This is a genomic window from Streptomyces sp. NPDC101152, from assembly GCF_044768275.1.
GTDB lineage: Bacteria > Actinomycetota > Actinomycetes > Streptomycetales > Streptomycetaceae > Streptomyces.
Window position 1 is genome coordinate 1 of the sequence record NZ_JBIWPO010000060.1, and the last position, 19,258, is coordinate 19,258.

General features: G+C 71.4%; 15 protein-coding genes and 4 pseudogenes. 13 read left to right on the forward strand and 6 right to left on the reverse strand.

The genetic code is table 11. The annotated features are described in order from the left end of the window. Window positions 1-125 precede the first annotated feature (125 nt). The gene (locus ACIRVK_RS39740; RefSeq protein ID WP_404256125.1) at window positions 126-365 is read left to right on the forward strand and encodes a DUF2255 family protein; all 240 of its coding nucleotides are present in this window, start codon (window positions 126-128) and stop codon (window positions 363-365) included. Window positions 366-369: 4 nt separating this feature from the next. Beyond that, window positions 370-498, forward strand: a complete 129-nt coding sequence (locus ACIRVK_RS39745; RefSeq protein ID WP_404256059.1) for a hypothetical protein — start codon at window positions 370-372, stop codon at window positions 496-498. 42 nt (window positions 499-540) lie between these two features. Here the strand turns inward: ACIRVK_RS39745 and ACIRVK_RS39750 are convergent. Both ACIRVK_RS39750 and ACIRVK_RS39755 read right to left on the reverse strand, forming a co-directional pair. Beyond that, window positions 541-750 (reverse strand): annotated as a pseudogene (locus ACIRVK_RS39750) (ISAzo13 family transposase); the annotation flags it as partial. A gap of 94 nt (window positions 751-844) precedes the next feature. Continuing rightward, window positions 845-1,405, reverse strand: a pseudogene (locus tag ACIRVK_RS39755) (NAD-dependent DNA ligase LigA); the annotation flags it as partial. A gap of 276 nt (window positions 1,406-1,681) precedes the next feature. On the opposite strand from ACIRVK_RS39755, the gene ACIRVK_RS39760 reads away from it, so the two are divergent. From ACIRVK_RS39760 to ACIRVK_RS39790, 7 genes are all read left to right on the forward strand, one after another. Next, a complete protein-coding gene (locus tag ACIRVK_RS39760) occupies window positions 1,682-1,945 on the forward strand; it encodes a hypothetical protein (protein WP_404256061.1) in 264 nt (87 codons plus the stop codon). Continuing rightward, the gene (locus ACIRVK_RS39765; RefSeq protein WP_319656745.1) at window positions 1,942-2,307 is read left to right on the forward strand and encodes a hypothetical protein; all 366 of its coding nucleotides are present in this window, start codon (window positions 1,942-1,944) and stop codon (window positions 2,305-2,307) included. Before ACIRVK_RS39760 ends, ACIRVK_RS39765 begins: the two co-directional genes overlap by 4 nt. A gap of 138 nt (window positions 2,308-2,445) precedes the next feature. Then, a complete protein-coding gene (locus tag ACIRVK_RS39770) occupies window positions 2,446-3,072 on the forward strand; it encodes an IS3 family transposase (RefSeq protein ID WP_404256063.1) in 627 nt (208 codons plus the stop codon). Window positions 3,073-3,308: 236 nt separating this feature from the next. Beyond that, window positions 3,309-4,856, forward strand: a complete 1,548-nt coding sequence (locus ACIRVK_RS39775; protein WP_404256065.1) for a TIGR02677 family protein — start codon at window positions 3,309-3,311, stop codon at window positions 4,854-4,856. Window positions 4,857-4,869: 13 nt separating this feature from the next. Next, complete coding sequence (locus ACIRVK_RS39780) at window positions 4,870-6,294, forward strand: TIGR02678 family protein (RefSeq protein ID WP_404256067.1); 1,425 nt, start codon at window positions 4,870-4,872, stop codon at window positions 6,292-6,294. Then, entirely contained in the window at window positions 6,291-10,412 is a 4,122-nt protein-coding gene (locus tag ACIRVK_RS39785) for a TIGR02680 family protein (protein ID WP_404256069.1), read from the forward strand. Before ACIRVK_RS39780 ends, ACIRVK_RS39785 begins: the two co-directional genes overlap by 4 nt. Beyond that, window positions 10,402-11,688, forward strand: a complete 1,287-nt coding sequence (locus ACIRVK_RS39790; RefSeq protein ID WP_404256071.1) for a TIGR02679 family protein — start codon at window positions 10,402-10,404, stop codon at window positions 11,686-11,688. Before ACIRVK_RS39785 ends, ACIRVK_RS39790 begins: the two co-directional genes overlap by 11 nt. A 344-nt stretch (window positions 11,689-12,032) precedes the next feature. On the opposite strand, the pseudogene ACIRVK_RS39795 reads toward ACIRVK_RS39790, so the two are convergent. Then, window positions 12,033-13,277, reverse strand: a pseudogene (locus ACIRVK_RS39795) (IS1380 family transposase); the annotation flags it as partial. A gap of 49 nt (window positions 13,278-13,326) precedes the next feature. Here ACIRVK_RS39795 and ACIRVK_RS39800 point away from each other — a divergent pair. The 4 genes and pseudogenes from ACIRVK_RS39800 to ACIRVK_RS39815 all read left to right on the forward strand — a co-directional run bounded on the left by ACIRVK_RS39800 (window position 13,327) and on the right by ACIRVK_RS39815 (window position 16,564). Then, window positions 13,327-13,923 (forward strand): class I SAM-dependent methyltransferase, encoded by a 597-nt coding sequence (locus tag ACIRVK_RS39800; RefSeq protein WP_404256073.1) that lies wholly within the window; start codon window positions 13,327-13,329, stop codon window positions 13,921-13,923. Between the two features lie 191 nt (window positions 13,924-14,114). Further along, window positions 14,115-14,324, forward strand: coding sequence for a transposase (locus ACIRVK_RS39805; RefSeq protein WP_404256075.1), 210 nt, complete (start codon window positions 14,115-14,117; stop codon window positions 14,322-14,324). Window positions 14,325-14,903: 579 nt separating this feature from the next. After that, window positions 14,904-15,231, forward strand: a pseudogene (locus tag ACIRVK_RS39810) (HAD-IA family hydrolase); the annotation flags it as partial. Between the two features lie 118 nt (window positions 15,232-15,349). Further along, complete coding sequence (locus tag ACIRVK_RS39815) at window positions 15,350-16,564, forward strand: acyltransferase family protein (RefSeq protein ID WP_404256077.1); 1,215 nt, start codon at window positions 15,350-15,352, stop codon at window positions 16,562-16,564. Window positions 16,565-16,586: 22 nt separating this feature from the next. On the opposite strand, the gene ACIRVK_RS39820 is transcribed toward ACIRVK_RS39815, so the two are convergent. The 3 genes from ACIRVK_RS39820 to ACIRVK_RS39830 all read right to left on the reverse strand — a co-directional run bounded on the left by ACIRVK_RS39820 (window position 16,587) and on the right by ACIRVK_RS39830 (window position 19,149). Continuing rightward, window positions 16,587-16,997, reverse strand: coding sequence for a hypothetical protein (locus ACIRVK_RS39820; protein WP_404256079.1), 411 nt, complete (start codon window positions 16,995-16,997; stop codon window positions 16,587-16,589). 62 nt (window positions 16,998-17,059) lie between these two features. Then, the gene (locus ACIRVK_RS39825) at window positions 17,060-18,472 is read right to left on the reverse strand and encodes an ATP-binding protein (RefSeq protein WP_404256081.1); all 1,413 of its coding nucleotides are present in this window, start codon (window positions 18,470-18,472) and stop codon (window positions 17,060-17,062) included. Continuing rightward, window positions 18,469-19,149, reverse strand: coding sequence for a response regulator (locus tag ACIRVK_RS39830; protein ID WP_404256083.1), 681 nt, complete (start codon window positions 19,147-19,149; stop codon window positions 18,469-18,471). The genes ACIRVK_RS39825 and ACIRVK_RS39830 overlap by 4 nt, the downstream gene beginning before the upstream one ends. Between the last annotated feature and the right edge of the window lie 109 nt (window positions 19,150-19,258).

The window sequence follows — 19,258 nt, forward strand, 5'->3', positions numbered from 1 at the left end:
CGTTAAATCCGGCGGTAGAGATCAAGACCGTGTCCGGTGGTGACCGCGTCGATCAGGGCCTGGAGCTCGGAGGGTGGGTCCGTGTCCGTCCAGGCCCGCCGAAAGCACCGGAAGGAGCGAGAGTCGTGTCGACTTGGACAGCAGAAGAACTCGCGAGAATCGCCGGGACGGACGACTTCCACATAGCACCCTATCGAGAAGACGGAGTGACTCCTGGCACGATGACCTGGGTTTGGTCAGTACCGGTCGACGGTGACGTCTACGTCAGATCAGCCACGCCTGGGTCACGTTGGTTCGCTGCCGCCGCACCGCCAACAACGCGGAATGGTGACCACCGGCGGTCGTACCAGGGAAGCCACGTTTGAGGTGGTGAACAACGAGGACGTGAAGACCCTCGTGGACGCGGCCTACGAGGCCAAGTATTGGAGGGACCCGTACTTCTCGCCGGATCTGCTTGCGCGGTCCCGGCATCAGATCGCCAAGGTGAGCCCAGCATGACCGCCTATCAATTGCCGAGCAAGATCGAGGTAACCCCGAATGACCAGCATTGAGCGCCCTGACGCGGCCATCGGGCAAGGGATCCTCACCGCCCTCCAGCTCGAAGACTCCCTTGCGCACCGTCGTCTCGCTCACCCCCGCGGCACGGGCGACAGCCCTCACCCCGCCGTGCCCCAGCAGCCGGGCCTCGGCGGCCAGCGCCAACCGCTGCTGCCGCTCATTCAGATGGGGGAACAACACCCCGAATCTCAGGGCGAGTTGGTCACGAACCTCGCTCGGTATGCGCGTACCACACCAACGACACAGACACCGTGAAGCAACGTGTTGATTCTTTACGAGCCCTTACGGCCTGGATGACGATCCCGTCGATGCCGAAGGGCAGCTGTGCCCGCAGTGCGGCGATCTCCTGGACCCGGGCCAGCACCTGATCGACGGTGGCGGCGGTGATGCCGGGCACCGCGGTGGTGGCGGTGGTGTTGATCCCGTACGTGGCGGCCTGCGCCATCAGGTCGCTGTGCGCGAGCTCGCCCAGTCGTGCGGCGAGTTCGGTCTCGGTGTCGGGCAGGGGCAGCAGGCCGTAGCCGAAGAACGTCATCGGCACGGTGTAGGCGCGCTCCTTGGCGCGCAGGGTGCCCGCCGCGGCGCCGCGCGGGTTGGCGAACGGCTGCCTGCCGTATGCGGTGCGCACCTCGTTGCCGTGCTCGAACTGGGCGGTCGTCATGAGGACTTCGCCCCGGACTTCCACGGTGACCGGTTCGGCCAGTTCGTCGGGCAGGCCTTCGATGGTGCCGATCGCGTGCGAGACGTCCTCCCCGGCCGTCCCGTCCCCGCGGGTGATCAGCTGTCTCAGCCGGCCGTGGGTGTGGCGGGCGGCGACCGCGAGGCCGTCCAGCTTCGGCTCGATCGTGCGGTCGACAGCCGCGATCCAGGCCGCGCACGTCTGACGGGTCCATGCGGCGGGATCAGCAGCTTCCGGCTGCTCCGCTGCAATCCACCGGCCTGCTTTCAGCAACGCGGCCCGGTTGTGGAGGCGGGAGCGGTGAGTCATGGTCGTCGTGCTGTTCCAGCGCTCCACCCACTCGGCCCATGCCGGTGGCACCCCCGCGTGACCGACCACTTCTGTGATCCCGGCCTCTGCGTGAGTGCTAGCGGACGGTATCAGGGGTTAGCTATGGTGGTGGGTATGGCAAAGCAGACGAATATCCGACTGGACGACGCCATCAGGGCGGCGGCCGAGGACCGGGCCAAGCGCCGCGGCTTGAGCTTGCAGGGATACGTGGCCGACTTGATCGAGGCTGATGTGAACCAGTCGCGTGCCGCCTTCATGACTGGCGCAGCGGCGTTCCTGGCCGGGTACACGGAGCAGTTCGAGGCGGAGGTCGGCGAGGACCGGTACCCCGGTCTTCCGGCAGGGCTGGCAGAGAGCGCGCCGAGGGACGCCGCGTGAATCTCCGAATCGATCTCGCGTGGCTCCTGGCAGTAGCGCAGCAGATCCCGGGAGATCCCCAGGTCGTCGACTACGGCGTGCCAGTCGCAGCGGAAGCACGTCACCGAGCGGAGATCCTGGACCACGAGGTCTATCCTGAGCCCCATCACAAGGCCGCCGCACTGCTGTGCGAACTGGCGAGGAACCCCAGTCTGGAAGCGCGCAATCTTCTTTACGCGGCCACGGTGACCGCGGCCTACCTCTCGGCGTGTGGCCTTCCGGTGAGCCCGGGTCTGGACACCGTTGTCCCCTTGGCCCGCGCGGCCCGGGACGGGCTCCCGGTGCGGGAGGTCGCCGCTCAGATCAAGACCTGGACGAGCTGATCGAGCAGGGATCTTTCCCGCGGTCCGTACCGAGTCAGGCCCGCCAAGGCCTCCGCGCCGACAGCTGGGAGAGATGCAGCGTGATGTGTGCAAGCGATTCGTGGCCTGGTGGGTGAAGTAGCTGAGACGGACCCGGCCGTGGCGGTCGGGGTGATCAGCATCTGCAAGGCCGAGGAGGGCTTACCGCATCGCGTCGCCTGCCGGGCTTTAGGGGTGTCGGAGTCGTGGTACTACAAGTGGCGACGCCCGCCCATCGAGGGGGAGATGCGCCGACAGCACCCGGCGGAGGAGATCGAGGAGATCTTCCGCTGCTCCGGGGGCACGTACGGCTCGCCGAAAGTGTTCATCGAGCTGGGGCGCCGGGGCTGGCGGGTGTCGGTAAAAACCGTGGCGAAGCTGATGGCCGAGCTCGGGCTGGCGGGCCGGAAGGTCAAGCGCCGCCGGTCGCTGACGGCCGGCCGCTCTGGACTTCGTCCGTCGGCCGCTGACGCTCGCCCTAACCATCGACATTGTGGTTTTCAAGAGTCCGCTATGGGCCGTTATCGCGCGCTGCTCGCGGAGCGTGCCACCGGCGTCCACCTGGACCTGCGGAAGGACAGGTTCCGGGTGGTGGCCCCACTGGGTTCGGTGATCCGGCTGTGGAACGGCGCGACCACGATCCTGCACAGCGGCCACGGCGAGGCGACCACCTTGCTCTCGCCGCCCGAGGACCCGTCGGTCAACTCGGCCGGCAACAGCGGGGCGGCCGTCTTCACCAGGGGGTAACCGGCTGGGGACGGGGTGGCTCAGGGCGTACGCGGTAACCCGCCGCTGAGCCGGCCGCTACGGCGGCCGCAGCCCTGCATGGAGCGTGAGACGGGCGCAAAGTAGCACAAGTAGCGTGGACCGAGAAGCGTTGCAAGCGACCCGGTCGGGATGCGGCAGACTGGTGTGGATCCGCGGTACACGTCCGGCCGGACGTGTACCAGCCGAAGGCGGGTGGAAGGGAAGCCCACAGTTCCGTGAGTGACGAGTTCGACCTCCTGGAGCGCCGCGCCGCGGACCCCGTGGATGAGGGCGTGTTTGGTATCGACGCGTTCTCCCTCGACGACCGGCTGCGGCTGTTCCACTTCGCCGCCGCCGAGAAGCGTCACGAGTATCTGTGGCTGCTGCGGGCCTTCGACCGCGGACGCGCCAACTACCAGGTGCTGCTGCACGCTTCGGACGCGGTGGGACTGCTGGAGCGGCTCGCCGTCGACCACCCGGCCGTGGGAGTCGTCGGCGGGACGGCGGGCGTGCAGCCGTTGCTCGACGCGCTCGCGGAGTGGCAGGTGCTGGACCGGTCGTACGACGGGACGCGCGCCGCGAACCTCGCCGAGTACCGCAACCGGCACTACGTGTACCAGTTCACCCAGGCCGGGTACCGGGCCTACCGGGCGGTGGAGGACGTGCTCGGCGCGAGCCTGGAGGACGCCCAGCTCTCCCGCCTCGTCTTCCCCGACATCCTCGGCGACCTGCGTGCGCTGGCCGAGGCCAACACCGCAGGTGACGGCGAGGAGGTCTACCGCAAGCTCGGCCGTCTCGACTCGGTGCTGAACGAGATGGCGCAGCGCGCCGCCCGTTTCTACCTCATGCTCGGCGACCTGGCGCGTACCAACGACACCCGGCCCGAGGTGTTCCTCGCCCACAAGGACACGCTCCTCGCGCACATGCGGGAGTTCACCGCCGAACTCGGGCGCTACGCCCCGCTGCTCGCCGAGGCGGTTGAGAAGGCCGCGGCCACCGGTGTGGACCGCATGATCGAGTACGCGGCCGAGGCCGACGAACGGCTGTTTCGCAGCCCCGCCGAGCGCCTCGCGGACTGGCGGCACCGGTGGGACGGCATCGTCCACTGGTTCGCGGAGCGCGAGCACAGCGAGACCGAGCGGCTTCAGGACGCCACCGTCACCGCGATCCGCTCCGTCCTCGCCCTGCTGCGCCGGGTCACTGAGGCCCGCCGGGGCGGGGTGAGCCGGGAGAGCCAACTGCGCCACCTGGCCCAGTGGTTCACCTCCTGCGAGAGCGACGAGGACGCGCACGCACTGTTCCAGGCGGTCTTCGGGCTCGGAGCGCCCCGTCACATCGCCGTTCCGTACGCCGATCCCGAGCAGATTCCGGGGCGTACGTCCTGGTGGGAGGCCGAACCGGTTGAACTTGCCCGCACCCTCGTCCAGTCCGGTCGCACCCCTGCCCTGCATGGCCCCGGCCGCATCGAACGCGACGACGACCGGCGGGCGCTGCTGCGCGCCGAGCAGCTCAAGGAGCAGGCCGAGCGACGGGGCGCCGCGAACTCCCTCGCCTCTGACGGCGTGTACGGCCGGACCCTCGACGAGCCCGAGACGCGCGCCCTGCTGGCCCTGCTGAACGTGGCGCTCGCTGCCCGCGTCCCCACCAGCCGCCGGGTCACCGCCGCCTCCGGATCCGCCCACGGGGTACGGCTCACCCTCACCCCCGCCGAGGGCTCCACGACCGTCGACACCGTGCGGGGCCGACTCCATCTGGACGGGCTGCGCCTGGAGGTCACCGCATGAGCGAGGTCGCCGTATGAGCCGTGTCGCCGAGGGAGTCTCCCCGCTCGAACTCGCCGACTATCAGAAGGCGGTGCGTCTCGTCCTGCGGCATCCGCTGGTCACGCCCGGGTACCCGGACAAGGCGGCGCTGGCGACAGTGCGCCGGTGGGCCGATCAGTTGCGCACCGACCTGATGGAGGTGCTCGGGTACCGGCTCGTGACCACCGCCGACACCGCCCGGCTCCAGCGAGCCCAGGACGGCCTGGACGCCACCCGCCCGGCCCTCACCCGCGCAGGCCGCCCCTTCGACCGCCGCCGCTACGCCTACCTCGTCCTCGCCCTCGCGGCCCTGGGTCGGCACGGCGCGCAGGTGGCGCTCGGTGAGCTGGCCGACGCGGTCGCCGCCGACGCCGTACGCATCGACGGACTCGGCCTCGACACCGCGCGGAAGGCCGACCGGGACGCTTTCGTCGACGCCGTCACCTGGCTCACCGAACGCGGCGCGCTCAACCTCGCCGACGGCTCCGCCACCGCATGGGCCGGCGATCCCGAGCGCGCCGAGGCCCTGTACGACATCGACCGGGAGATCCTTCTCGCCGTCCACCAACCGACCCGCGTCCTGCAGCACCTGACCTCGGTCACCGCGCTGCTGGACTTCTCCGGCGCGCTGGGCCTGTCCGCGGGGCGTGCCGCTCAGCGCCGTGACCAGGCCCGCCGTGCCCGCCGCCTGGTGCTGGAGAACCCGGTCGCCTACTACGCCGACGCCGATACCGAACTCCTGGGCCAGCTGCGGGCCTCCGCCCTCGCCGAGGACCTGGAGCGCCTGACCGGACTGACGGTGGAGCGGCGGGCCGAGGGCGTGGCGCTCATCGACACCTCCGGCCGGCTGTCCGACCTCCGCTTCCCCGGCGGCGGCACCGTCGCGCAGGCCGCGCTGCTTCTCGCCGCCCGGATCAGCGCCGCCGTCCAGCGTTCCGGACGGCACGCCCTCGAACTGTTGCCCGCGCCCACGGCCGCCGAACGCCTGGCGGCCCGCGCCCGGCGTATCGACGCGGCCCTGCCGTCGCGTGGTCTGGTCGCCGAACTCGCCGGACTCGCAGAGCCGGACGAGGAGTCGGCGTACGAGGCACCCGCCGACGAGGATCAGGAGCCGACGGAGACCCGTTACCCCTTCATCACGGACTCCTGGCTCCGGGGCAGACTCAAGGAGGTCACCGCTGAGTACGGCGCGGGCTTCGCCGCCGATCTGCGAGGCGACCCGGACCGGCTGCTGGACCAGGCCCTCGCCCTGCTGGCCGCCATGTCATTGATCGCCCGGGTCGACGGCGGAGCGCTCGCGCTCCCGCTGCTCGCCCGCTACCGGGGTGTCACGGCCCGCGTGAGAACCCGTACGGCGACCCAACCGCCCCTCCCGACCGCCCTCTTCGCCGACGACACCGCCAAGGACCCGACTCCGTGAGCAGCACCCCCGCTCCCGCTCCCACGCAGACCCCCACCTCCTCGGCCCGGTTCGTCCCCACCCGTGCCGGGATCATCAACCTGTGGGACTACCGGGACGAGGAGTTCTCCTTCGCAGGCGGCTGGCTCGTGCTGCGCGGTCCGAACGGATCCGGCAAGACCAAGGCCCTCGAAGTCCTCTTCCCCTTCGTTCTCGACGGCCGTATCGACCCCAAGCGGCTCAACCCGTTCGCCGCCGAGGACCGCACGATGAAGTCCAACCTGCTCTTCCGCGGGCAGGACAGCGCTCTCGGCTACGTCTGGATCGAGTTCACCCACCGGGAGACGGGCGAGGCCGTCACCTGCGGCATCGGGCTGCACGCCCAGCGCCACCGCGACACACCCGCGCGCTGGCACTTCGTCGCGGAGGGCCGGGTCGGCGAGGACTTCTCCCTCCTCACCCACGACGACCGGCCGATGACGAAGAAGCAACTCGCCGCCGAACTCGGACGCGAGCTGATCGCCTCCACAGCCGACTACCGCGCCGCCGTCGACCGGCGCCTGTTCGGCCTCGGTCCGGAGCGGTACGAGCAACTGCTCACCCTGATCCTCACCCTGCGCCGCCCGCAACTCGCCAAGAACCTCGACCCGGCCAAGCTCTCCGACACCCTCACCGCCGGTCTGCGCCCGCTCGACGACGACCTGATCGCCGAAGCGGCCCGTTCCTTCGACGACATGGAGTCCGTACAGCGCACCCTGGAGGGGCTGGCCGCCGCCGACGACGCCACCCGGGCCTTCCTCGCGAGCTACTCCACCTACCTGCGGGTCCACGCCCGCAGCGCCGCGGACCGGCTCACCGCCCGCCGTACCGAGACCGCCGAGCGCGCCGCCGCCCTGCGCGCCGCCGCCGCGGACCTGACGGCGGCCCGCGAGCGGCAGACCGCCGCCGAGACGCGAGCCGAGGCGGCCGACGCGGCGCTCGCCGCCCAGCGCTCCCGGCTCGATCAGCTGCGCTCCTCGGCCGCGTACCAGGCCGTCGAGCAACTGGCCGACCTGGAGCGCCTGGTGCGCACCTGCGAGCAGACCGCCCGGCAGGCGAGCGCCGAACGCGAACGCCGCAGCACCGCCACCGGCCGCGCCCGCGCCGAGGCCGAACACGCCGCGCGGGTCGCCGCCGAACTAGACGCCGCCGTCTCCCGGGACGCCGCCACGGTCGCCGACCACGCCCACACCGCGGGCCTGCCCTGGACCCCGGCGGATGCCGAGCCCGCCGGCCTCGCCGAACGCTCCGCCGCACTAGCCACCGCCCGTCACGAAGGCGTCCGGGCCGTGCGCGCCGCACAGCAGGCCGCACGCGGCGCCGAGCAGACCCGCGACCTCGCCCGCATCTCGCTCGACCGCGCGCAGGAGACCGCCACCGCGGCGGAAGCCGCGGAGACCGCAGCGGAGTCGGCTGTCGAGTCCGCCCGGGAGAAGGCGAGTGAGGCGCTACGGCAGTGGGGGCAGGCGCACCCAGGACTCCTGACCGAGGAGGGGGTCGCTCGGCTCTTTGCAGCCCTCGAACTCACCGGCGAGGCCGAGGCTGTCACCCTCACCGACGCCTTCACCCAGGCCACCGCACCCGCTGTGCAGGAACTGCGCGACACTCTCGCCGCCCTGCGCGCCCGGCGCACCGACGTCGAGCGCCGCCGCGCCGAGACGGAAGCCGAACGCGACCGGATCGCCGCCGAGCACGACGACGCCCCGCCGCCGGCCCGTGGCCGCACCGCAGACCGGTCGGCGGGCGACGGGGTTCCGCTGTGGCGGCTCGTCGACTTCGACGACAAACTGACGGATCGTCAACGAGCGGGCCTGGAAGCTGCCCTGGAGGCTTCGGGCCTCCTCGACGCACTCGTCACCGTCGAGGACACCACCGTGGCGGCCGGGCACAGCGAGGGCTACCTCCGTGCCGGTGCCCCGGTGAGCGGACCGAGCCTCGCCGATTTCCTGCGGCCCGACGACCCCGGGAATTCGGAGGACGCCGCTGCGGTCCCGGCCGCCGCCCGGATCGCCGCCGTACTGCGCTCGGTCGCCGCCACCGGCGACCTCGGCACCGGCATCCCACAGATCGGCCCCGACGGCCGGTACGCGGCCGGTGTCCTGGTCGGCGCCCACACCAAGGAACACGCCGAGTACGTCGGCGCCACCGCCCGCGCCCGTCGGCGAGCCACCCGGATCGCGGCCTGCGAGACGCTGCTGGCCGAACTCGCCGCCCAGCTTGACGAGTTGAGGCGCGCACAGGATCGTACGGACGCCGCCCTCGACGCGTACGCCGCTGCCCGCGCCGCCCTGCCCCGCACCACCGGCATCACGCAGGCGCTGCGCGAGCTCGACCGGGCCGCGGCGAGGCTGCGCGCCAACCGCGACGCCGCCTACGCCGCCCAGGGCGCGTATGACGAGTCGGTGGCCGCCTGCTCGGTCGCCGAGCGCGCCCTGCGCCGCACGGCGGCCGAGCACGCCATCGAGACCGACCGCGTCGACGCCGTCGAGACCGCCACCCGCGCCTTCGAGACGGCGGTCCGTGAACTCTTCGCCCGACGCCGCGAACACGCCCGCCAGAGCGAGGCGGCTGCGGCCGCCGCCGACCGCCTCACCGCCGCCGCCGAGGACGAGGAGGCGGCGGCGGACACCGAACGCGCGGCGCGCCGCCGGCACGCCGAGGAGGCCGCGGGACTCGAAGCCCTCCAAGAGACCGTCGGGGCCGAAGCACAGAAGGTGATGCGCCAGGTACAGGAAACCGAGGACGGCATCGACGCCCTGGTCCGGGAGGCCGAGGCGGCCCGCACCGCCCAGCACAACGCGATCGCGGGCACCGCGGCGGCCGAGGCCCGCCGTACGGCCGCGACCGAGGCCAGGGAGGTCGCCGCGGCGGAGGAGAAGGACACCGCCCGTTCCCTGCGACCGTACGCCGCCCGGGAACTCCTCGACATCCTGCGCTGCCCGCCCGGCCTGGCCTGGCCCGCCCAGGAAGCCGACTGGGCCGGCGAGACGCTACCGTCGGCCGTGGCCGCTGTGCACGAGGCTATCCTCTCCGCGACCCGCGACCTCACCCCCACCGAGACCAGTCTCAAACAGTCCGTCACCCGGCTCACCAAGGCCCTGGACGACCTCCAGGCGCAGCTCGCCGCTGCCGGACAGGACTACCGGCCGGAATGGGACGGCTCCGACGGCGTCATCCTCGTCCGCGTGGCCGATGAGGAGGGACCACTGCCCGTCGCCGCCTTCGCCCAGAAGATCTCCTCCCACCGGCGTGAGCAGGCCGAACTGCTCTCCGAGTCCGAGCAGCGGATCCTGGAGGACGCCCTGCTCACCCGGCTCGCCCAGCAGATCCACGACCGTACGGTCGACGCCCGTGACCTGATCAGGCGCATGAACACCGACATGCGCCGGCGCACCATGTCCTCGGGGACGACGGTCGGGGTCAGCTGGCTGCTCGCCGACCACCTCGACGACGAACAGCGCGCCGTCTGCGCCCTCCTCGACGCCGACGCCGCCCGCCTCGGACCCGAAGGGCTCGCCCGGGTGCGCACGCACTTCGCCGCGCAGATCAAGAACGCCCGCGCCCGCCACCGCGACCAGCCCTACCGCGAACTGCTGTCCGAGGTCCTGGACTACCGGCGCTGGCGGCAGTTCGCGTTCCAGCTCGTACGCCCCGACAAGACGGAGGAGAGGCTCACCCGTGCCCGGCACAGCCGGCTGTCGGGTGGCGAGCAGTCGGTGTCGCTGCACCTGCCGCTGTTCGCCGCCGCGCACGCCATGCTCAACTCCGCCGACCCGCACGCCCCGCGTCTGCTCGCCCTCGACGAGGCCTTCGCCGGCGTGGACGACACCGGGCGCGGTGAACTCATGTCGCTGGCCGCGCAGTTCGACCTCGATATGTTCATGACCGGCTACGACCTGTGGGCCGCCCACACCTCCGTGTCCGCCGCCGCCCACTACGACCTCGCGCACACCGCCGTCGACCACACCGTCTCCGCGCTGCTGCTCGTCTGGGACGGCGCCCGGATCCTCGCCGACGACACCGGCGACCTCACCGCCGCCCTCGGCTCGCCCGGCACCCGGCGCGTCCCGACCCCCGAGGAGGCCCCGGTTGCCGGCTGAGCCGCGTGAAGAGAACGGATACGACGAGTTGCGGGGCGAGGGATGGCCCCGGCTGCTCGCCGCCGCCCGCCGCAGGCTGGAGCGCACCAGCGGCGCACTCGACGGCGATATCGGGCTTACGAGCCCCAGCGAGGCCGAGCGCCGCACCGTCATCGGCGTCACCGGCCGCTACCGGCCCGAGACCGTCAAGCGTCTCGCCATACCCCTGCGTGACCTGGACGGGTATCTGTACGACCGCTACGGCACCGGTCTCCTCCAGACTCTCGGCCGTCTCCACGGACCGCTGCGCGACCGGCCCGCCGAACGGGCCGACGAGGAATCCCGCCGCGACCAGGCTCTGAAATCCGTCCGCTCCAGCAGGCTCGCCGGACAGGGATGGTTCGCCGCCTGGCTGGAGCGGATCGCCGCCGACGGCACCCTCACCCGTCTGGTGCGCCGGGGGGACGCGCCTCTCCTCGACGCGGCGGCACATGTCCTGGAACGGCTCTGCGGCGACGGGGAACGCTGCACGGGCTCGCCGGAACGGTCTTCCGCGCTCCTGCCGCTTCCGGTCCTCGCCGAATGGGCCACGGGCGACACCAAGGCCCTGGTTCCCGGCACCCCGCTCGAACAGCTCGTCCTTCGCGCCCTCGCTCAGCGCGTCGGCGACGGCCGCGCCGTACCGCGCGACCGAGCCGGGCGGCGCGCCCTGTGGGAGAGCGCCGGAGCCATCCCGGACGACCTCGCCAGCCAGGTACTCGTCCTCAACATCGGCGCCAGGGGCGACACCGTCGTCTGCGACTGGCTGCGCGACGCCGCCGGCTTCGGCATCCCCTTCCGGCTTACCCTCCAGCAGCTTGCCACCGACCCCGTCGTCCCCGCCGCCCGCACCATCTTCGTCTGCGAGAACCCGGCCGTCCTGCGCGCCGCGGCCGGCGAACTGCAGGACACCGGCGCCGCCCTGGTCTGCACCGAGGGCGTCCCGTCCGCGGCATGCCACAAACTGCTCGGCGACGCCGTCCGCGCGGGAGCCCGGCTGCACTGGCGCGCAGACTTCGACTGGGCCGGTCTGCGCATCACCGCGGACGCCGTGGCGCGCCACGGCGCTCACCCATGGCGGATGACGGCCGCCGACTACACGGCCGCACTCGGTGAGGGCGAGTCCACACCGCTCGCGGGACCGCCCACGACCAGCCCCTGGGACCCCGGACTGGCCCTCGCGATGGAGACATCGGGCAGCACGGTTATGGAGGAACGCCTCCTGCCCGCACTCCTGGCCGACCTCACGCGTGCCTGAACCGGCGTCGGGTGGCCGACTCGATTCGTCGACCGGAGCACGTCGCAGGGCATGCACCGGCGAGCGGGCGCTGGTACCCGAACTCATGGCCGGGAGGAATCGCTTCTCGAGATAGGGGTGACGCGCGCCGGAGCACGGGTGTGCACTGTTGAACTCAGCCGGGACGCTTCTGGTTCTCGATGTACTCCTTAACCTCGCCGTTTCGGTTGGTGTGATGAGGCGTGGCTGAGGGTTCGACTCTCTCGTGGCGATGTGATTTCGGTGCTTGGGCATGGCGAAGCTCCGGCGCGGTGGTCGGGTTCTCCAAGGTCCTTCGGGTCGTGGGCAGTCAGGGGGTTTGCTGGTCAGCCGGCGGGACGGGGTAGTGCTGCGAGGCGGTGGAAGGCGGTGGCGAGTTCCTGTCGCCAGGGCCAGGTCGCCGATATTCGCAGGCGCTGGCGGCGGCCGCCGCGGGTGAGACGAGCGGCGACGTGCAGCAGCCGGTAGCGGAGTTTCTTCGGCTCGGCAGTGGCGAGTTCGCCGTCCAGCAGCAGGACGCGCATCCAGGCCAGCAGGTCGATCGCCGCGAGGCTGAGTTCGAGCCAGGCGGCGTTGACGTTGAAGTCGCGGGAGGGGAGGCGGCCGAAGCCGGTGGTCTTGTCGCACCGGATGCGGTCCTCGACCGTGGCGTGCCCGCGGTGGCGGACCTCCAGGAATTGGGCGGAGCCGCCACCGCAGTACGGGGTGTCGGTGAGGAACACCTGATGTCGCAGACCCTCGTCCTGATCGAACAGGGACAGCTGGGCTCCGGGGTGCGGTCGCTCCCGGCGCACGATGATGCGCGTGCCGGCCGGGTAGCCGGTCATGTCGAGCATGCCGGTCAGCTCGGCGACCTCGGCGCCGTCACGCAGTGATCCGTCCTGTTCCAGGGCGGGATGCCAGAGGGGGTTGGGCACGGCTTGAATGGCGCGGCGGACCGGCTCGGTGACCGCGTATCCGGCCGAGAACCGCAGGTTGAGGCCGCGCTCACGCAGGGCCCGGATGTGGGCGAGGAAGGCTTTCGCGGATCCGGTGCTGTCGGTGCGGACGAGGATGTCGGTGCCGTGCCGGTGTGCGTCGGGGATCTGGGCGAGCGCCTGGTCGAGAACCGTGATGTGGTCGCTGGCGGTGTTGGCGCCGGCGTTTCCGGGTCGCAGTCGGCCGGACAGTCCTTCGCCGGTGTTGGCCAGGAAGCACAGCAGCGGGTGGAAGCCGAAGCCGCCCTTATAGGTGGGCGCGGCCTGCTGTTTTTCGGAGTGGCAGGTGATCAGCGTGGCGTCGAGGTCCATGACCAGACCGGGCAGCACGCGTCCCGCGGCCTGGACTGCGGGTATGCCCTCACCATGTTCGGCGGCCTGCAGCCAGGCGACTTCCCGGGCCCGGGCACGGGCCGAGCGCAGACAAGCCAGTGTCTTGTCGTCGGTGTCGGCGAGCAGTGGCCAGGCCGTCGGTGTGGAGGCGACCGGGCCGAAAACCTCACTCTGGTCCCGCAGTACAGCCAGGTCCGCGATGGCCTCGCCGCCGTCGGCGAGCATCACTGCGAGGTCGGTGGCGATCCGTCCAGGGTCGTGTCAGGGGCGCGGTCGTCGGCATCACCATGGCCGCCGCCCCCCTCCCCAGATGCTGCACCGGCTGCAGAAGCAGGCAGCCGCGCACGGCCTCGCAGGACGTATCCGCACGCTGGAGGCGGACCTGGACAAGCCATGGCCCCTGCCCAGCATGGAGGAGCCGTACGACTTGATGTGGGCCGCCGCCTTCCTTCACCACCTGAGCGATCCGGCTCGGACGCTGGATCAGGCGTACCGGCATTTGCGGCCGGGCGGTCTGCTGGTGGTCAGCGAGACGGACTTCTTCCCGCGCCTCCTACCCGAAGACGCTGGCGTCGGCCGCCCTGGGCTGGAGGCACGGCTGCACGCCGTGACGAACACCGAGCCGCCGCACGAGTGGGACCGGACGCTCATGAACGCCGGCTTCACCGTGGCCGAGCGCCGCCGCTTCCAGATCCGCCTCACCACCTCTCAAGCCGGTCAGATGTTGGGCCGTTACGCACAGGTCTGTCTGACCAAGCTGCGCTCCCATGCCGACGACGCGCTGGAAGCGGATGACCTGGCCGCCCTCGACGCCCTCTTGGTCGAGACCCATCCGCTCAGCATCGTGCGCCGCGGTGACCTGAGCGTCCGGACAACGCGCACCACCTGGATCGCCCGCCGCACCTAGAAGCAATATCGTGACTCTGTTGGCGATCTTGCGGGGGTGGTGACAGGTCGTCTGTTCGGCGGTTTGGTGGAGTGGGGCGGGGTGGTTCCGGGGAGTGGGCCGGAGATGTCCTTGCGGGCCAGGAGTTACCAACGGATTCCGGCGCGAACGGTGTTGACAGCGTGGGGGCGTGTGCGAGGGGCACGCCGGCGATGCTGATGCGGGACCAACTGGATGTGGTGTTCAAGGACGAGGCTTTCGCGGACCTATTCTCCAAGGACGGGCGGCCGGGCTTGTCGCCGGGGCAGTTGGCGCTGGTGTCGGTGCTGCAGTTCGCGGAGAACTTGTCCGACCGTTCGGTCGCGAGCGGGGTCCGGACCAGGATCGACTGGAAAGACGCGTTGGTGCTTGGAGCTGGATGATCCCGGCTTCGACCATTCGGTGCTGTGCGAGTTCCGGGCCCGGCTGGCCGAGGCCGACGCCGCGGGCCGGCTGCTGCAGGTGATGCTGCACCGGCTGACCGAGGCCGGACTCCTCAAACCCGGAGGACGGCAGCGTACCGACGCGACCCACGTGCTCGCGGCGGTACGTACCCTCAGCCGGCTGGAACTGGTCGGCGAGAGTCTGCGGGCAGCCCTTGGAACAACTCGCCCAGGCGGACCCGGACTGGCTGCTCCCGCTGGTGGGACCGGAGTGGGACAAGCGCTACGGACGCAAGGTGGAGATCGGCAAAGCCCCTGGCGGGAAGGCCGAGGTTACCGCCCTGGCCGAGGCCTTCGGCTGGGACGGGCAGAAGATCCTGGCCGCCGCGTGGGAGGCCGACGCCCCGCCCAGGCTCCGGACGCTGACGCAGGTGGAGATCCTTCGCCGAGTTCAGGCGGCTCAAAGTCCCGGACATCCGCCGGGCGTTGACCGATCTGTTCTCCACCGCCAAGGCACAACGCCGGGACCCGGCCGAAGTCGTCCGTGTTCTCCTCGCCGAGGAGGCCGCCGGCCGGGATACTTCGGCCGACGTCGCCCTGGCGAGCGCGCGTATGGCCGCTGCGGGGCTCGGCATGCCCGGGGTGCGCATCACCGCGGAGTCCGTCGGCGCGAGCGAGCCCGACCCGAGGGGTTCCTGAAGGGGGCCGCCGAACTGGGCTTCGGGCCGGAGGACTGTGCGGTCTTCGAGGACTCGGGCGCGGGCATCGCGGCGGGGCGCGCCGCGGAGATGCGGGTGGCGGTCGGCCCGCGCGCGGAGCAGCACGGTCCACATCCGCTGGTGGGTGAGGTGACGGGGTGCGCGCGGAGGCCGTGCCGGGCGGCTCGGTCTGGCTGCACATCGGCTGAGCACTCTGCGCCGTTGCCGGGGCTCCGCCTCCGGTGCGTACCCAGTCCGTTGGCTGCGGGACAGGACTGCGACCTGACGTGGACGCCACCTCCACACGGGCAAAGCACCGTCGGCGTCATGACGCAACTTCAGCCGACCAAGGCCCCTCGGCCGACTACTGGGCGCAAGCCGCATCTGCCTGCGGTGGACGGGTTGCGAGGCGCCGCGATCGTCGGGGTTCTGCTGTTCCACACCGGTCACCTGTCCGGTGGATTCCTCGGGGTGGACCTGTTCTTCGCCCTGTCCGGTTACCTCATCACCGACCTGCTGCTCCGGGAGATTGACGCGACTGGAGACGTGTCGCTGATCGCCTTCTGGGGCAGGCGCATTCGCCGGCTGCTGCCGGCGCTGGCGGCCATGCTCGTCGCTGTCACCGTGCTGGTCTGGGCGGTGGGGCCGCCGGACATGGTGCGCACGACGCTCGCGGACGGCCCGTGGGTCCAGGTGAACCTGGTCAACTGGCACCTGCTCGCGGAGTCGGCCAGTTACTGGGACCGGTTCGGGTCGGATCGCGTGTTCGAGCACCTGTGGAGCATTGCGGTCGAGGAACAGTTCTATGTGGTGTGGCCGGTGCTCTTGCTGATCATCGCCCGGTGCGGGCGGCGGGTGGACCGCCGCGTCGCGCTGACCGCGGCGCTGGCCTCGGCCGTCTCACTGGTGTTGATGATCACACTCGTCAGCTCGGCGGACCCGACCCGGGTCTACACCGGCAGTGACACCCGGGCGTTCTCGCTGCTGGTGGGCGCAGTCGTCGCCACCCGACCGGCGCGCGCCGCGCTGGCCCGTGCGGTCGGCCGATCGGCGGGCGCCGTGCTGGCGTTGCTGGCGGCCGGAATCGGCACGGCGTGGTTGCTCGTCGACGGGGTGAACTCGCTGTGGCTGTTCACTGGCGGGCTCTTCGCACACTCGCTCGCCTCCGCACTGCTGATCGCGCTGTGCGTGCAGGCACCGCAGGCGTTGGTCGCCAAAGTCCTTGCCTGGCAGCCACTGCGGTGGCTGGGGCTGGTCTCCTACAGCCTGTACCTGTGGCACTGGCCCGTCGTCGTACTCCTCTCCCCGCAGCGGACGGGGCTCGGCGGATGGCCGCTGACGGTGGTGGTCTGCGCCGTGTCGCTCGCCTTGGCCGCGCTGTCGAAGTATCTCGTCGAAGACCCGGTTCGGTTCCGTGCCCCGTGGGCGAGGGGGAGAGACGGGTTGCTCGCGTTCGCGGCGCTCATGATCTGCCTCGCCGTGCTGTGGTCGGTGCTGCCTGCCCCGGCTCCACCCACCATCGACATCACCAGACTGGGCTGATATCCGACCGCCTGACGCCCAGTCACCTGATCAACGGGCAGGTCCGCTGCTTGTCCGACTCCGCCGTGGGCTGGACGAAGCGGACCTGCACCTTCATGGTCCTCGACCCGCCGCCCTGCACCTGCACGCCCAGCGCCGTGCACACGACCTGGTCGATGCCCAGCGAGGTCACGTCGCGGATCGTCAGCGGCACCAGGAGCTCGATCACGTGCGGTGTGGTGGTCACCACGACCCGCGTCGTCCCGACCGGGGTGATCTCGGTGTGCAGGTCGTCCGCGTCACCTGGCCCCGACAGCAGCAACGACATCGCTTCGGTGACCGTGCCCAGGCGGCCGGTCCGCCGAAGCTGCGGCCGGAGCTCGCCCCGCGCGTCGACGAAGTACAGCGTCACCCCGGGGGCGAGGCCTGTCGGTGCCCTGCCCCCGTCTGTCACCCCGGATGGTTGGACTCCACAGCCCGCGAGCAGCAGAGCCGCCACCGCCCACCACATCCGCTTCACAGGTCCTCCAGGTCCTGCGGCAGCCGCAGCACGAACCGCGCACCGCCACCATCGGCGTTGTCCGCGGTGAGGTCGCCGCCGTGCAGACGGGCGTTCTCCAGCGCGATCGCCAACCCGAGCCCACTGCCGGGGGTGCGGGTGCGAGCGGCGTCGGCCTTGTAGAAGCGGTCGAACACGTGCGGCACCACATGCTCGGGCAGGCCTGGTCCACTGTCGGTGACCTCGATCCACACCCGCTCCCGGGACGCCCGGACGTGCACGCACATCGGCCGTTCACCGTGCCGCAGTGCGTTGCCGACCAGGTTGGCCACTATGACGTCCAGCCGACGCCGGTCCAGCCGCATCAGGATCTCCTCACCTGCCACCAGTTGCACCCGGTCCAGCCAGCCCCGGGCGCGCAGACAGTCCCGCACGGCGCCGACCACGTCGACCTCCTCCAGCCGCAGTCGGGCGGTGCCGGCGTCGAAGCGGGACACCTCCATCAGGTCTTCGACGAGCCGGACCAGCCGGTGGGTCTCGGTGATCGCCAGCTGCGCGGACTCCCGGGCGTCCGGCTCCATCCCGTCGGCCGCGGTCGCCAGCACCTCCACCACCGCCGTCAGCGTGCTCAGCGGGGTGCGCAGCTCGTGCGAGACGTCGGCGGCGAACCTCCTGGCGTCGGCCTGCATCTGCCGCATCGCTCCCATCGACGTCTGCAGCGACTCGGCCATCTCATTGATGGTGACGGTCAGTTCGGCCAGCTCGTCGGCCCCCTGGGGCGGCGACCGCGCGTCGAGGTCGCCGGAGGCCAATCGACGCGCGGTGTCGCGGAGTTCCCGCACCGGGCGCAGCACGCTGCCGGCGGCCAACAGCGCCAGCAGCACCGCCAGCGGCAGCGCCAACGCGGCGGTGCTGACGGCGGACCTGGCGAGGCCGCCGATCTGCCGTTCATCACCAGTGAGGTCGCGCACGGCGTAGACCTCGATGCCGGACGGGGCGCGCGTACCGTCGGGCGCGGTGATCGTGACGGGCGTGCCGACCAGCAGCCAAGGCCTGCCGCGTGCGGTGATCCGCTGGGTGACGAGCCGGTTCCGGGTGCGTACGGCGCTGCGCAGCACGTCGGTGACCAGATCGGTGTCCGCGCCGTCCACGGACCGCAGGTTCCGGTAGGTCACCAGCGTGTCGGCGCCGACGGCCGCGCGGAGCCGGTCGAGCGCGTCCTGGTCCGGCGGATAGGTCAACTGGGGGGTGATCGCGCCGATCTGGCCGGCGATGAGGTCGGTGAGCCTCCGCTGCGTCGAGGTGACCAGCGCGGTACTCGCCGATCCGGCGCTCGACCAGGCCGCCGCGGCGGCACCGAGCACGGTCGTCAGCACGAAGGCGACCAGGAGCCGGACGCGCAGTCCACGCGGCCACAGACTCCCTGTCATACCGGTCCGAACCGGTAGCCGAACCCGCGCACCGTCTGCACGTACTCCGGGGCCGCCGGATCGGCCTCGATCTTCGCCCGCAGCCGCTGCACGCAGTTGTCGACCAACCGGGAGTCACCGAGGTAGTCGTGCTCCCAGACCTCCTCCAGCAGCTGCTGCCGGCTGAACACCCGGGCGGGAGCCCGGGACAGGGTCAGCAGCAGCCGCAGCTCGGTCGGCGTCAGCATCACCGGCTCGCCGCGTAACGACACCGTCAACGCCCCGGTGTCGATGTGCAGGTCGTGGTGGACTCGAACACCGTCGGGGGTGCTGGTGCCGGTGGTGCGGCGCAGCACCGCGCGGATCCGTGCGTCGAGCACGGTGGGCTGGGCCGGCTTGACGACGTAGTCGTCCGCGCCTGCCTCCAGGCCGCCCACGACGTCGAAGTCGTCGCCCCGCGCGGTGATGATGATCACGGGTGTCTCGCCGGCCGCCCGGATGCGGCGGCACACCTCGAATCCGTCGATTCCCGGCAGCATCAGGTCGAGTACCACCAGGTCCGGCGTGGAGGAACGGAACGCATGCAGCCCGTCCTCGCCGGTGTCCGCCGTGCGGATGTCGTGCCCGTGTCTGGGCAGCGCGAGCTGGAGCCCGCGTCGTACCAGGGGATCGTCTTCGATGAGCAGAATCGCCGCCACGCGTCGAGTATGGACACGGCCGGGCCGGCCCGGCGGAGCAGGCGGTTTCCTGCGACACAACCGCGACATGGCGGCGGAGGCGCCGGGACACGGCCACGGCACCGTCGAA

What these genes read in the sequence shown, in the direction of transcription:
- ACIRVK_RS39760 (WP_404256061.1), top strand. Translation starts at nt 1,682, where the DNA reads ATGGCAAAGCAGACGAATATCCGACTGGACGACGCCATCAGGGCGGCG.
- ACIRVK_RS39780 (WP_404256067.1), top strand. Translation starts at nt 4,870, where the DNA reads ATGAGCCGTGTCGCCGAGGGAGTCTCCCCGCTCGAACTCGCCGACTAT.
- ACIRVK_RS39800 (WP_404256073.1), top strand. Translation starts at nt 13,327, where the DNA reads ATGCTGCACCGGCTGCAGAAGCAGGCAGCCGCGCACGGCCTCGCAGGA.
- ACIRVK_RS39805 (WP_404256075.1), top strand. Translation starts at nt 14,115, where the DNA reads ATGCTGATGCGGGACCAACTGGATGTGGTGTTCAAGGACGAGGCTTTC.
- ACIRVK_RS39815 (WP_404256077.1), top strand. Translation starts at nt 15,350, where the DNA reads ATGACGCAACTTCAGCCGACCAAGGCCCCTCGGCCGACTACTGGGCGC.
- ACIRVK_RS39825 (WP_404256081.1), bottom strand. Translation starts at nt 18,472, where the DNA reads ATGACAGGGAGTCTGTGGCCGCGTGGACTGCGCGTCCGGCTCCTGGTC.